Source organism: Jiangella endophytica, assembly GCF_003427025.1.
GTDB classification, from domain to species: Bacteria; Actinomycetota; Actinomycetes; order Jiangellales; family Jiangellaceae; genus Jiangella; species Jiangella endophytica.
This window is the reverse complement of the sequence record NZ_QVAI01000019.1, coordinates 126,682-139,664: the sequence shown is the minus strand read 5'-3', so window position 1 is coordinate 139,664 and position 12,983 is coordinate 126,682. Positions and strand designations below refer to the sequence as shown.

Here is a 12,983-nt window from a genome sequence, read left to right as displayed (position 1 = left end):
CCGGTCGTCGTCAGCCGAAGGTCACGTCGAAGTAGGCCTTGTACGCTCCCTCCCCGGTGAGCAGCGGCGTCGCGAGGTGGAACTCGACGTCGCGCTCGCGCTGCCGCGGCGCCTGAGCGAGGCCGATCAGGGCCTTGGGCGCCAGCGGGAACACGGCCGTGCCGATCGTGTCGTCGCCGCTGTCGATGGCGTCGTTGATGGCGTTGGCGATCGGCCCGGCGCCCACGTTGGCCAGGGCCAGGGCGATGCCGCTGACGGTGAGCCCGACGCCGGTCGCGGCGACGGCGGCGGCGAGGCCGTTCATCGCCAGGCGCACACCGGCCTCGATCTGGCCGCGGTACTCGTCCGGGTTCCCGCTGTCGTGCTCGGCCATCGTGACCGTGAGCGCGCCGATCCCGGCCGGCGGCCCCTGGTAGACGACCATGGCGTCCGGGAACGACCCGCCGGCGTCGACGTCGATGACCGGCGACCGGACGGAGACGGTGGCGTCCCGGTTCGGCCCGACGGCCGTGGCGACGATGTAGGTCTCGTCCTGCGCCGAAAGCTCGTCGGACTCGGCGAAGCAGTTCTGCCCCCGGTAGCGGACCTGGATGCTGCGGACCACCTGCACGCCGATGTCGTCCCAGAGGTAGATGTCGCCGTGCTCGAAGGTGTTCACCTTGCCGCGGTCGGCCCGCTCGAACTGCTCGTTGCTGGTCGGGTAGCCGAGGTCGCCCGTGGGCCCGCCCAGCTCCTTCCACTTGGCGCCGATCTTCCCGTGCACCTCGTGCGCCCCGGTGTCCTCGGTCGAGTACATGGTGCCGTTCTCGAACTCGGTGACCTTGCCGCGGCCGTCGGACACCCGCTTCGTGCCGGCGAGCGGCCGGCCCAGGAAGCTGCCGAGCTCGCCGAGCTTCTTGTACTCCGCGAAGATCGGCGCGTCGATCGCGAACGACTGCCCGGACGGGTGGATGAAGTAGATCGCCCGTCCCCCCTGGTACTCCTGCGAGTAGAGCCGGCCGAGGCTGCCCAGCCCCGTCGAGTGGATCGGCCCCGAGGGCTCGTCGAAGTCCGGCGATTCCAGGGCCTTGGCCTCGATGCCGTCGCGCACGATCCGGGCCACCCCGAGGCCGTCGGTCCGGCCCTCCAGCCAGGCCGCCTTCAGGTCCTCGACATGCTCGGTGCCCAGTGGCGGCGGGACGAAGTCGTCGGTCGTCATACCGCGCAGGCCTACGGTGATGCCGCGCTTGAACCCCTTCTTGTAGGCCTCGAACCGGGCGATGCCGTCGTCGAAGCCCTCGTTGAACGCCTCCGTGGCCGGGCCCGGCTCGCCCGCCGGGTTGTTGTCCAGCGTGTGGTCGCCGAACGCGCCCTCCTTGTAGCCGCCGGCGTATGCCGGTCCCAGGACCGGATCGCCGGCGTGCGGGTTCTCGAACGGCCGCTCGATGAGCCGGGTACCCGTCGCGTCCTCGTCGTCCGGCATGGCCATCGCCCCCCTGTGAGCCTGGCCCGGGCCGTGCGGCACCGGGCCGCCTGACGTTTCCCCTGTTCGCAGCATTGCACCGTCGTCGGCCGGTGTGAAGGGATTGACATGTGACCTTTTGGTCACCTATCGTTCCAGCCATGAACGACGACCGGGTCTTCAAGGCACTCGCCGATCCCACGCGGCGGTTCCTGCTCGACCTGCTGTTCACGCGTGACGGCCGCACGCTGACCGAGCTGGAGTCCGAGCTGGAGATGAGCCGCTTCGGCGTCATGAAGCACCTGCGCGTGCTGGAAGAGGCGAACCTCGTGGTCACCCGCAGGTCGGGGCGAGAGAAGTTGCACTTCCTCAACCCGGTGCCGATCCGCGAGATCCACGACCGGTGGATCGACAAGTACACCGAGCGCCACACCGCGGCGCTCCTGGAGCTCAAGGCCGAACTGGAGGACGAATCATGACCACCGCGACGCAGACCACCACCCAGGTGTACCGCATCTACATCAAGGCGACTCCGGAGGCGATCTGGGACGCCATCACGAAGCCGGAGTGGACGGCACGGTACGGCTACACGGGCCTGGCCAGCTACGACCTGCGCCCGGGCGGCGCCTACACCGTCGCGCCGACGCCGGAGTTCAAAGCTGCCGCGGAGGCGCAGGGCTTCCCGTGCCCCGACGTCATCGTCGACGGCGAGGTCATCGAGGCCGAGCCACCGAGGCGCCTGGTGACCACGTTCCGGATGCTCATGGACCCGGGCATGGCGGCCGAGGGCTTCACCCGTATCACGCACGAGATCTCGCCCGCACCGGACGGGAAGTCCAGCTCGCTGACGGTGACGCACGAGCTGGCGGGCGCGCCGCTGCTGGCCGCTCTGTCGCGCGGCGACAACGAGGCCGAGGGCGCCGGCGGCGGGCACGCCTGGGTGCTCAGCGACCTCAAGAGCCTGCTCGAGACCGGCGCTCCGCTGGCCGGCTGAGACCCGCTCGACCGCTGCGCAGCCGTTCGGCCGACACACGGTATGCCCGTCGGCCGAACGGCTGATCTTGGTCGACTCGCCGTATTTCGATGCGACATGGCGTGCGGAAAGTGACAGACTTCACTTTGGCCATACCGCAGAAACACTTTTACGAGAAGGGACCCAAGGTGATCCGGGGGATCCTCGACCACGGCAGCAACGGCTGGCGGGTCGAACTGTACGACACCGAACCTCTCCGCCGCACCATCATCGAGATCGACGCACTGCCCACGTGGGCCGACGCCTCGGCCGTCATGAACAGCGCCTTCAAGCTCGTCAGCTGATCGCCGTTCCCCCCTGGCGCAGCAGTCCGTAGGTGACGGCGTCGACGAGCGCCTCCCATGAGGCCTCGATGATGTTGGCCCCGACGCCTACGGTCTCCCAGGACGTCTTCCCGTCCGTCATCTCCACGAGCACGCGCGTCACCGCGTCCGTGCCGTGGGCCGCGTCCAGGATCCGCACCCGGAAGTCGATCAGCTCGAGCTTGGCGATCTCCGGGTACAGCGCGCCGATCGCGGTGCGCAGGGCGTGGTCGAGCGCGTTGACCGGACCGTTCCCCTCACCGGTCACGACGACGCGCTCGCCCCCCGCCCGCAGCTTCACCGTCGCCTCGCTGATGGCGTCGCCGCCGGGCCGCGACTCCGTGATGACCCGCCACGACTCCACGTCGAAATAGCTGGGCCGGCCCTCGGCCTCCTCGCGCAGCAGCAGCTCGAACGACGCGTCGGCCGCCTCGAACGTGTAGCCGGCGGCCTCGAGGTCCTTCACCCGCTGAGTGACCCGGGTGACCAGCTCGCGGTCGCCGGAGACGTCGTAGCCCAGCTCGCGGCTCTTCAGCTCGACACTGGCCCGCCCGGCCATGTCGGACACCAGCAGTCGCATGTCGTTGCCGACCCGCGCGGGGTCGGTGTGCTGGTAGAGGTCGGGGTCGACCTTGATCGCGCTGGCGTGCAGGCCGGCCTTGTGCGCGAACGCGCTGGCGCCGACGTAGGGCTGGCGCGAGTAGGGCACGATGTTGGTCAGCTCGGAGACGGCGTGCGCGATGCGGGTCGACTCCTGCAGCGCGCCCGCCGGCAGCACCGTCATGCCGCGCTTGAGCTCGAGGTTCGCGACGACCGTCATGATGTCGGCGTTGCCGGTCCGCTCCCCCGTGCCGTTGACGGTGCCCTGCACGTGGGTGGCGCCGGCGTCGACGGCCGCGACGGAGTTCGCGACCGCGCAGCCGGTGTCGTTGTGGGCGTGCATGCCGATGCGGGCGCCGGTGCGCGTGAGCACGTCGCGCACCGTCGCGCCGACGTCGTCGGGCAGCATGCCGCCGTTGGTGTCGCACAGCACGACGACGTCCGCCCCGGCATCGGTGGCGGTGCGCAGCACGCGAAGCGCGTAGTCGGGGTTCGTCCGGTACCCGTCGAAGAAGTGCTCGGCATCGAGGAAGACCCGCCGCCCGTTCTGGACGAGGAAACCGACGGTGTCGGCGATCATCGCGAGGTTCTCGTCCAGCGTGGTGCGCAGCGCCCGCTCGACGTGCCCGACGTGGCTCTTCGCGACCAGCGTCACCACCGGCGTCTCGGCGTCGAGCAGCGCCCGCACCTGCGGGTCCTCGGCCGCCGTGGTGCCCGCCTTCCGGGTGGCGCCGAACGCCGCGAGCTTCGCGTGCTTCAGGTCCAGCTCGGTGCGAGCGCGACGGAAGAACTCGGTGTCCTTCGGCACCGCGCCCGGCCAACCGCCCTCGATGAATCCGACGCCCAGCTCGTCCAGGTGGCTCGCGATGGCCAGCTTGTCCTGCACGGAGAGCGAGAGCCCTTCCTGCTGGGCGCCGTCGCGAAGCGTGGTGTCGTACACGTGGAACTGCTCGGGGTCGGTCACTGCTCTGTCCTCACGGGGTCGGCGAGCGCGGGTCGGACTGACAAACAAAAAGACCCCTCGCGGATGCGAGAGGTCTGCGCGCCTGGCGTTGTGCTGGGTGCCGGCGCGCTCACGTAATAATCAGGCAGAAAGTCATCGTCCAGCAGTATGGCACAGTTCACGCGAGCCGTGGAGCCGGGACCCGTGAACGTGGTCGCCCGGCCGGTCACCGGCGCCGACCGCGACATCGTCGTCCCTGCTCACCGCGGCCTCAGGCCCGACGCTCATCGCGGTGCGCGGCGAGCTGGAACGGCCGCTGAGCGATCGGGCACGAACTGGAGCCGCCGGGTTGGCCGGGGGCGTCAGTGGGCCGGGGTCGTCAGTGGGCTGGATCGTCAGGTGGCTGGGGCTCCCCGTCCCCCTGCCGCCCATTCTCTTGCCGCGACCGCGCGCCTCAAGCGGACTGACGGGCGCTTCGCGCCGACGACGACCGCTTGACCCGCACGCCCGCGGCCAAGAACGGGCAGCTATCAGAGGGACGGGGAGGATCTGGGCACGCCTCACCGCTACACACCTGCCTCACAGCCGCTTAGCTGCTGCTTGGCTCCCGTTGTGCCCCGTGTGCCGGGGGGTGGGCGGCGATGATCATCAACGATCCGCTACCTCACCAGGCGTCATCCCGCTCTGCGAGGCATGCATGCCTCGCAGAGCGAACACAGTCCTAGGCATGGCCCCCAGATCGCCGAGAAATCTCACCCCCTGGGCACCCACACCACCCCACCGAACCCACTAACCTCACAGACCCCGCCAGCCTCACAGGCCCCACCAACCCCGCCCGGCCGGCAACCCCACCGATCCCACCAACCGGCAGACGCCCCATCAACGACTCACGAACGCACCACCGACGCCCCACCGGCACGCCCGACGCCCCGACCAACGCACCCAGAAGCGTCCACCCCGACGCCCCACCCGTCGCCAGACTCCCCCCGTCCCCCCGACAGCTGCCAGCACTCGGGCCGCGGGTACGCGGGTCACGTCCAAGGCCCCCCACCACCACACACAGCACCCAGCAGAGGCCGCGGACTTGAGGCACGCACCCGCGGCCCAAACAATGAACAGCAGGGCGACGGGGGCATCACCAGCCAACGGAACCAACCCCGGCGAACCCGCGAACACCGGCCAACCGGCGAACCCCGGCGAACCCAGCAAGCCCACTCCGGTTGCCGCGCCGCGCCAGTAGCAGGGCGCGTCAGTAGCGGGGCGAGTCAGACGACGCGGTGCATCCAGCCGTGGGGGTCGTCGGCGCGGCCGTACTGGACGTCGAGCAGCGCCGAGCGGATCTCGGACGTCACGGGGCCGGGCTCGGTGCCCATGGACAGCTCGCCGCCCTCCCATGCGAGCCGCCCGAGCGGCGTGACGACCGCGGCCGTGCCACAGGCGAACACCTCGGTGATGTCGCCGGACGCCACGCCCTCGCGCCACTCGTCGATGGAGAAGCGGCGCTCGTCGACCTTGTGGCCGCGGTCGGCGGCCAGCGCGAGGATGGAGTCGCGGGTGATGCCCTCGAGGATCGTGCCGGTCAGTTCGGGCGTGACGATGGTGCCGTCGGCGCGCACGAAGTACAGGTTCATGCCGCCGAGCTCCTCGACCCACTTGCCCTCGACGGCGTCGAGGAAGCAGACCTGGTCGCAGCCGTGCTCGATGGCCTCCTGCTGGGCGATCAGGCTGGCCGCGTAGTTGCCCGCGCACTTCGCCGCGCCGGTGCCGCCAGGCGCGGCCCGGGTGTACTCCGACGACAGCCAGATGTCGACCGGCTTCACCCCGGACGAGAAGTAGGCGCCGGCCGGCGACGCGATGACGCAGAACGTCACCTGCTTGGCCGGGCGCACCCCGAGGAACACCTCGGAGGCGAACATGAACGGACGCAGGTAGAGGCTGGTCTCGCCCCCGGTCGGCACCCAGTCGGCGTCGGCGCGGACCAGCAGGTCGACGGCCTCGACGAAGGACTCGACCGGCAGCGACGGCAGCGCCATGCGGTGCGCGCTGCTGATCATCCGCTCGCCGTTGGAGGTCGGGCGGAACGTCCAGATGGAGCCGTCGGCGTGGCGGTAGGCCTTGAGGCCCTCGAAGATCGCCTGGGCGTAGTGGAACACCGCGGTGGCGGGGTCCAGCGCGAGCGGCGCGTACGGGCGCAGCCCGGCGTCGCGCCAGCCGTCCGGGGACCACGTGGCGGTGACCATGTGGTCGGTGAAGTTGGTGCCGAACCCCGGGTTCGCCAGGATCTCCGACCGGCGCTCGGGGGCTACCGGGTTCGACGTGAGCGTCGTCGAGAACTCCAGCGCCGGTGCGGTCGGTGTCATGGCGGTGCTCCTACATGGCGAAATTAGTTGGACGTCCAACCAACGCTACCGATCATCGCGTTCGGCGTAAACGGTGCGAGGCCAACGACCCTCGGCGATCATCACCTCCCGCAGCACGTCAGGCCGGTCGGTGATGATGCCGTCGACGCCGGCGTTGATCAGCCGATGCATCGTGGCAGGGTCGTCGACCGTCCAAACGATGAGGCGCAACCCCAGGTCATGGGCGCCTTCGACCAGACGGTCGATGAATATCGGGAGTCTACCCCAGCGCAACGGGACGTGCACGAAGCCCCCGTTCGCCACCCGTCGCGGCGGTGCGACGCGCCCGTGCGAGCAGGCCAGCCACGACACCAGCGACCGCCAGCCCAGCGCGCAGGACAGGCCCGGCCCGAGGTCGGCTCGCAACGCCGCCAGCCATCCGTCCCAGGCCCCGGCGAGGCACACCCGCTCGACCGCGTTCGCGGACCGCAGCACCCGCGACAGCGGCTCCAGCGACGCCTCGTCCTTGACGTCGATGACGAACCTGGCGTCCGGGAAGGCGGCCAGCAGGTCGTCCAGCCGGGCCACCGGCTCCGAGCCGAGGACCGTCAGCCGGCGGACCTCGTCCCACGTACGCCGGCGGACCAGCCCGCGCCCGTCGGTGACCCGCCCCAGCCGGGCGTCGTGGAAGGCCAGGCAGACACCGTCGGACGTGATGCGGACGTCGGTCTCGAGGTATCGCACCCCGAGCGCGTACGAGCGCTCGAACGCGGCCAGGGTGTTCTCGGCAGCCAGCCCCGCCCCACCCCGGTGGGCGATGGCCAGCACGTGCGGCTCCACTCCGTAACGAGTCAGGCTCACGACCCCTACGGTGACAGGCCCCAACGCGGAGCGCGATGGCGAAGTGCCTGTTCACGGCAGGGTTCACAGAAGGTTCATCGGCGCGGCGACCACGGGTGGCCGGCCGGTCAGCGTGGGCCCGCGGGAGGGGGAGGACGCGGGCCCACGCCGACGTTGACGGGGCTACCTCAGGCCGGCCGCCGTGGCCGCTGCCCGGCCGCCGACGATCGGCAGCTCGATCAGCGTCCGCTCCGGCGCGAGCGTGATGGTGGCCCGGTTCGGGTCGGCCTGGCTGCCGTAGTCGCGGTAGCTGCCGACGATGATCACGCCGATGCGGTGGCCGGCGGGGAACACGTAGTCCTCGGGCAGCAGCGGGAAGCTGACGTCGTAGGACTGCCCCGGCACCAGCGGCGTCACCGTGCTGTAGTCGTTCAGGTTGACGGCGTCGACGATGCCCTTCGTGACGACCTCGCGCTCGGTCAGTGCGACCCGCTTGCTGACCTGCCGGTAGCAGGCGTCCTCGGCGAACCCGCCCCACGTGGCGGTCGCGCCCCAGCAGTCCTCGACGGTGCCGGTGACGACGCCGTCGCCGGCCCGCTGGACCCGTTCGGCCGGCCCGTAGTCGACCAGGATCGCGCCGAAGTTCGTGTCGGTGGTGCTGACGGTCGCGTCGAGCGTCACCCGCGGTGTGCCGGAGATGTGCAGCGGCGCCGTCAGCGGCTGCGACACGTAGGCCAGCCGGTTCGGCTGCGCCGCGAGCTCGTTGGTGATCATCGCGGACTCGCGCTGGTCGGGGTTGTCGACGAAGCTCAGCGCGGGATCGGACGGCCGGTTCGGCGTGACGGAGAGCCGGCCGGCGGCGCCGGCGTTCGGCTTCAGCCACAGCCGCGTCTCGCGCGCCCCGGGGATCGGCCAGTCGTTGTACTCGGCCCAGACGTCCGGCGCCCTCTCGACGTCGACGATCGGCTCGTCCATGATCCCGTTGTCGACGTCCTGCAGCCAGTAGTCGAACCAGCGGTGCAACTCGTCGACCCATTCGGCGCGGCGGAAGTCGAACGGGTCGATGTGGCCGGTCTGGGTCAGCCACAGCTTGCGCGGCACGTCGTTCTCGGCCAGCTCGTACCACCACTTGCTGAACTGGTCCGGCCGGACGTTCTCGTCGTTCAGGCCGTGGACGACGAACACGCTGGCCTTGACCTTGCCGGCGTCGGGGTTGTAGTCGCGGATGCGCCAGAACGGCGTGTAGTCGCCGGTCTCGTCGCCGTCGTCGGCGGCCAGCACGTCGCGCACCGGCTGGCAGTACGCCCGGCGGGCCGGGTTGGTGACGGTGTTCGACAGCGACGACGGGTAGCTGTTCCCGCGGGTGACGACGCCGTTGCTGCGGGTGTAGTCGTACCAGCTGGAGATCGCGCTGATCGGCACGATCGTCGACAGGCCCTCGACGCCGGACGCGGCCGTCGCGTTCGCGAGCGTGCCGTCGTAGGACTTGCCGATCAGGCCGGTCCTTCCGTTGTGCCAGTCGGCGACGATCTCGTCGCCGTCCTTGTCGACGCCGGTCGCGCGGCCGTTCAGCCAGTCGATGACGACCTTCGGCGACAGGTTGTCGGAGACGTCGCCGGTGGTCGGGCAGCCCGTCGAGTTGTTCGTGCCGATCATGTCCATCAGCACGATCGCGTAGCCGCGCGGCACGAAGTAGTTGTCGTAGTACAGCGGCCAGCGGTCGAGCAGGCCGTCGCCGTCCTGGTCCAGCTTCAGCTCGGACTCGTTGCCCCGGCCCAGCGTCGAGTAGTACGGGCTCGGGTCCATGATGACCGGCACCTTCAGGCCCTGTTCACTGGCCGCCGGGCGCATGATGTCGACGGCGATGACGTCGAGCTCGCCGTTCGCGTCGGAGTCGTACGGCGAGGTGATGAAGACGCGTTCCCGGATCGCGTCGTCGTAGCCGAAGACGGGCTGGGTCACCCCGTCCTCCACGACGATGCCTGGTTCGTCCGCCGCGCCCGTCCCCGCGCCGGCGACCGCCGCCGTGGCGGTCAACGCGAGGGCGGCGGGAACGGCGAGCAACCTGCGGGCTCTGACCACGTGTGCCTCCCATGTCCGAAGAGTCCGACGTCGTGCCATGTCACATGAAAGTGGGCGTGACACTGCGTGTCAATATCGGGATGATTCGTGACATAGCGTCACGGCGACGGGGCGCCGGCGGACCACGCTCGGCGGCGCCCCGTCACGCCGTCACTCCAGGCCGGCCGCCCCGGCCGCCGCCCGGCCGCCGACGATCGGCAGCTCGATGAGGCTGCGCTGCGGCAGGATCGAGATCGTGGCCCGGTTCGGGTCGGCCTGGCTGCCGTAGTCGCGGTAGCTGCCGACGATGATCACGCCGATGCGGTGCCCCTCCGGGAACACGTAGTCCTCGGGCAGCAGCGGGAAGCTGACCTCGTACTTCGCACCCGGGACCAGCGGCGTCGGCCGGCTGTAGTCGTACAGGTTGACGCCGTCGATGATGCCCTTCGTGACGACCTCGCGCTGGGTGAGCGCAACCCGCTTGAACACCTCCTTGTAGCAGGCGTCCTCGGCGTAGCCGCCCCACGTCGCCGTCTCGCCCCAGCAGTCCTCGACAGTGCCGGTGACGACGCCGTCGCCGGTGCGCTGAACCCGTTCGGCCGGGCCGTAGTCGACCAGGATCGCGCCGAAGTTGGTGTCCTCGGCGTTGACGGTCGCCTCGAGCTTGACCTGCGGCGTCCCGGAGATGTGCAGCGGCGCCTCGAGCGGGTCGGACAGGTAGACCAGCCGGTTCGGCGTCACCGTCTCCTCGTTCGAGACCATCGCGGTCTCGCGCTGGTTCGGGTCGTCGGTGAAGCTGAGCGTCGGGTCGAGCGGGCGGTTCGGGATGACGGAGAGGTCGCCGGACGCGCCCGGGTTCGGCTCCAGCCAGATGCGCGTGGGCCGCGACCCCGGGATCGGCCAGTCGTTCGCCGTCTCCCACACGTCGGGCGCCCGCTCGATGTCGACCATGGGCTCGTCCATGATCCCGTTGTCGACGTCCTGCAGCCAGTAGTCGAACCACTGGTGGATCTCGTCGACCCACGCCTCGCGGCGGAAGTCGAACGGGTCGATGTGGCCGGTCTGCGTGAGCCACAGCTTGCGCGGGACGTCGTTCTCGGCGAGGCCGTACCACCACTTGCTGAAGTGGTCGGGGCGGACGTTCTCGTCGTTGAGCCCGTGGACGACGAACACGCTGGCCTTGACCTTGTCGACGTCGCGGTTGTAGTCGCGGACGTGCCAGAACGGCGTGTAGTCGCCGGTCTCGTCGCCGTCGTTGGCCGACAGGAAGTCGCGGACCGGGCTGCAGTAGTCGCGCCGGTCGGGGTTGGTGACGGTGTTGGCCAGGCTGGCGAGGTAGTTGTTGCCGCGCTGCACGACGCCGTTGCTGCGGGTGTAGTCGTAGTAGCTGGAGATCGCGCTGATCGGCACGATCGTCTCCAGCCCCTCGACGCCCGACACCGCGGTGCCGTTGGCCAGCGTGCCGTCGTAGGACTTGCCGATGAGCCCGGTCTTGCCGTTGTGCCAGTCGGCCACGACCTCGTCGCCGTCCTTGTCGACGCCGGTCGCGCGGCCGTTCAGCCAGTCGATGACGACCTTCGGCGAGAGGTTGTCCGAATCGTCGTGGACCGTCGGACAGCCGGTCGAGTTGTTCGTGCCGATCATGTCCATGAGGATCACGGCGTAGCCGCGCGGCACGAAGTAGTTGTCGTAGAACAGCGGCCAGCGGTCCAGCAGTCCGTCGCCGTCGAGGTCGACTTTGAGCTCGGACTCGTTGCCGCGGCCGAGCGTCGAGTAGTAGGGGCTCGGGTCCATGATCACCGGGACGTCGAGGCCCTGCTCGCTGGCCGCCGGGCGCATGATGTCGACCGCGATGACGTCGAGCACGCCGTTCGCGTCGGAGTCGTACGGCGACGTGATGAAGACGCGCTCCCGGATCGCGTCGTCGTAGCCGAAGACCGGCTGGGTCACGCCGTTCTCCACGACGATGCCGGGTTCGTCGTCGGCGGCGCCCGCGCCCACACTGGTGGCGACCGCCGCGGTCGCGGTCAGCGTGAGGGCGACGGGTACCGCGAGCAACCTGCGAGCTCTGACCACGTCTTGTCTCCCATGTCCGGAGTTCCGATATGTGCCATGTCACATACAAGTGGGTGTGACAAGGGGTGTCAAGATCGGACGTACGGCTACATGGGTGACGAAACGTGCTGGTGACATGGGCGTGATGGCATGAGAAGAAGCCGGCGGAGCGCTGGGCTCCGCCGGCTGCCAGTGCCGGCTACCAGTGCCGGCCCGGTGTGGCGTCAGGCGGTGACGCGGGCGGCGAGGGCGTCGCCGACGTCGGAGGTGCGGCGCTTCGCCGTCCCCCGCTCCCCGAGGTCCGCCGCCACCGCGTCGACGATGCGCGCGGCCTGGCCGGACAGCCCGAGGTGGTCGAGCAGCAGGCCCACCGACAGCACGGTGGCCGTCGGGTCGGCGATGCCCTGGCCGGCGATGTCGGGCGCCGAGCCGTGCACCGGCTCGAACATCGACGGTGCGGTGCGGTCGGGGTTGACGTTGCCGCTGGCCGCGAGGCCGATGCCACCGGTGATGGCGGCCGCGAGGTCGGTGAGGATGTCGCCGAACAGGTTGTCGGTGACGATGACGTCGAACCGGCCCGGGTCGGTGACGAAGAAGATGGTCGCCGCGTCGACGTGCAGGTAGTCGACGGCGACCTCGGGGTACTCCAGGCCGACCCGCTCGACCGTGCGCCGCCACAGATGGCCGGCGTGCACCAGCACGTTGTGCTTGTGCACATAGGTGAGCTTCTTGCGCGGCCGCGCCTGCGCCCGCGCGAAGGCGTCGCGGACGACCCGCTCGACGCCGAAGGCGGTGTTGACGCTGACCTCGTTGGCGACCTCCTGCGGCGTGCCCACCCGCAGCGCGCCGCCGTTGCCGACGTACGGCCCCTCGGTCCCCTCGCGGACGACGACGAAGTCGACCTCGCCGGGGCTGGCCAGCGGCGTCTGCACGCCGGGGAACAGCCGGGACGGGCGCAGGTTCACGTAGTGGTCGAGCTCGAAGCGCAGCTTGAGCAGCAGCCCGCGCTCCAGCACGCCGCTCGGCACGTCCGGATCGCCGACGGCGCCGAGCAGGATCGCGTCGTGCCCGCGCAGCTCCTCGAGAACGGAGTCGGGCAGCGTCTCGCCGGTGGCGTGCCACCGCCTGGCGCCGAGGTCGTAGGTGGTGGTGCCGATCTTGACGTCCGTGCCGGCCAGCACGGCGTCGAGCACCTTCAGGCCCTCGGTGACGACCTCGGTACCGATCCCGTCACCCGGGATGACTGCGAGGTTGAGACTGCGCGACATGGCCCACACCGTACGACCGTCGTCCACATGATGGCACCCGCGTCCCGCGATTCGGACGCGGGTCGCATCGGCCGTGGTCAGCGGCTACTGATGGAGAGGTC

At 70.1% G+C, this 12,983-nt stretch carries 10 protein-coding genes; 3 read left to right on the top strand and 7 right to left on the bottom strand.

Annotated features, from left to right (window positions below):
- Nucleotides 1-10: 10 nt before the first annotated feature.
- A complete protein-coding gene (locus tag DZA62_RS29235) occupies nt 11-1,462 on the bottom strand; it encodes an LGFP repeat-containing protein (RefSeq protein WP_157987978.1) in 1,452 nt (483 codons plus the stop codon).
- Nucleotides 1,463-1,602: 140 nt separating this feature from the next.
- On the opposite strand from DZA62_RS29235, the gene DZA62_RS29230 reads away from it, so the two are divergent.
- The 3 genes from DZA62_RS29230 to DZA62_RS36005 all read left to right on the top strand — a co-directional run bounded on the left by DZA62_RS29230 (nt 1,603) and on the right by DZA62_RS36005 (nt 2,758).
- On the top strand, nt 1,603-1,920 hold the full coding sequence (locus DZA62_RS29230; RefSeq protein WP_116952472.1) for an ArsR/SmtB family transcription factor: 318 nt from the start codon (nt 1,603-1,605) through the stop codon (nt 1,918-1,920).
- A complete protein-coding gene (locus DZA62_RS29225) occupies nt 1,917-2,435 on the top strand; it encodes an SRPBCC domain-containing protein (protein ID WP_116952471.1) in 519 nt (172 codons plus the stop codon). Before DZA62_RS29230 ends, DZA62_RS29225 begins: the two co-directional genes overlap by 4 nt.
- 110 nt (nt 2,436-2,545) lie before the next feature.
- Nucleotides 2,546-2,758 carry a hypothetical protein gene (locus DZA62_RS36005; protein ID WP_198664325.1) on the top strand — a complete coding sequence of 71 codons (213 nt, stop codon included), beginning with the start codon at nt 2,546-2,548 and terminating at the stop codon, nt 2,756-2,758.
- On the opposite strand, the gene cimA is transcribed toward DZA62_RS36005, so the two are convergent.
- The 6 genes from cimA to DZA62_RS29195 all read right to left on the bottom strand — a co-directional run bounded on the left by cimA (nt 2,751) and on the right by DZA62_RS29195 (nt 12,882).
- Nucleotides 2,751-4,340 carry a citramalate synthase gene (gene cimA / locus DZA62_RS29220; RefSeq protein ID WP_116952470.1) on the bottom strand — a complete coding sequence of 530 codons (1,590 nt, stop codon included), beginning with the start codon at nt 4,338-4,340 and terminating at the stop codon, nt 2,751-2,753. The genes DZA62_RS36005 and cimA overlap by 8 nt on opposite strands.
- Nucleotides 4,341-5,584: 1,244 nt before the next feature.
- A complete protein-coding gene (locus DZA62_RS29215; protein ID WP_116952469.1) occupies nt 5,585-6,679 on the bottom strand; it encodes a branched-chain amino acid aminotransferase in 1,095 nt (364 codons plus the stop codon).
- 45 nt (nt 6,680-6,724) lie between these two features.
- On the bottom strand, nt 6,725-7,519 hold the full coding sequence (locus tag DZA62_RS29210) for a glycerophosphodiester phosphodiesterase family protein (protein WP_198664324.1): 795 nt from the start codon (nt 7,517-7,519) through the stop codon (nt 6,725-6,727).
- Between the two features lie 162 nt (nt 7,520-7,681).
- On the bottom strand, nt 7,682-9,580 hold the full coding sequence (locus DZA62_RS29205) for a Xaa-Pro dipeptidyl-peptidase (RefSeq protein WP_198664323.1): 1,899 nt from the start codon (nt 9,578-9,580) through the stop codon (nt 7,682-7,684).
- Nucleotides 9,581-9,730: 150 nt separating this feature from the next.
- On the bottom strand, nt 9,731-11,635 hold the full coding sequence (locus tag DZA62_RS29200) for a Xaa-Pro dipeptidyl-peptidase (protein ID WP_116952466.1): 1,905 nt from the start codon (nt 11,633-11,635) through the stop codon (nt 9,731-9,733).
- A 203-nt stretch (nt 11,636-11,838) separates the two neighbouring features.
- Nucleotides 11,839-12,882 carry a 3-isopropylmalate dehydrogenase gene (locus DZA62_RS29195; RefSeq protein WP_116952465.1) on the bottom strand — a complete coding sequence of 348 codons (1,044 nt, stop codon included), beginning with the start codon at nt 12,880-12,882 and terminating at the stop codon, nt 11,839-11,841.
- Nucleotides 12,883-12,983 lie beyond the last annotated feature (101 nt).

What these genes read in the sequence shown, in the direction of transcription:
- DZA62_RS29225 (WP_116952471.1), top strand. Translation starts at nt 1,917, where the DNA reads ATGACCACCGCGACGCAGACCACCACCCAGGTGTACCGCATCTACATC.
- DZA62_RS29195 (WP_116952465.1), bottom strand. Translation starts at nt 12,882, where the DNA reads ATGTCGCGCAGTCTCAACCTCGCAGTCATCCCGGGTGACGGGATCGGT.
- DZA62_RS29230 (WP_116952472.1), top strand. Translation starts at nt 1,603, where the DNA reads ATGAACGACGACCGGGTCTTCAAGGCACTCGCCGATCCCACGCGGCGG.
- DZA62_RS29215 (WP_116952469.1), bottom strand. Translation starts at nt 6,679, where the DNA reads ATGACACCGACCGCACCGGCGCTGGAGTTCTCGACGACGCTCACGTCG.
- DZA62_RS29235 (WP_157987978.1), bottom strand. Translation starts at nt 1,462, where the DNA reads ATGCCGGACGACGAGGACGCGACGGGTACCCGGCTCATCGAGCGGCCG.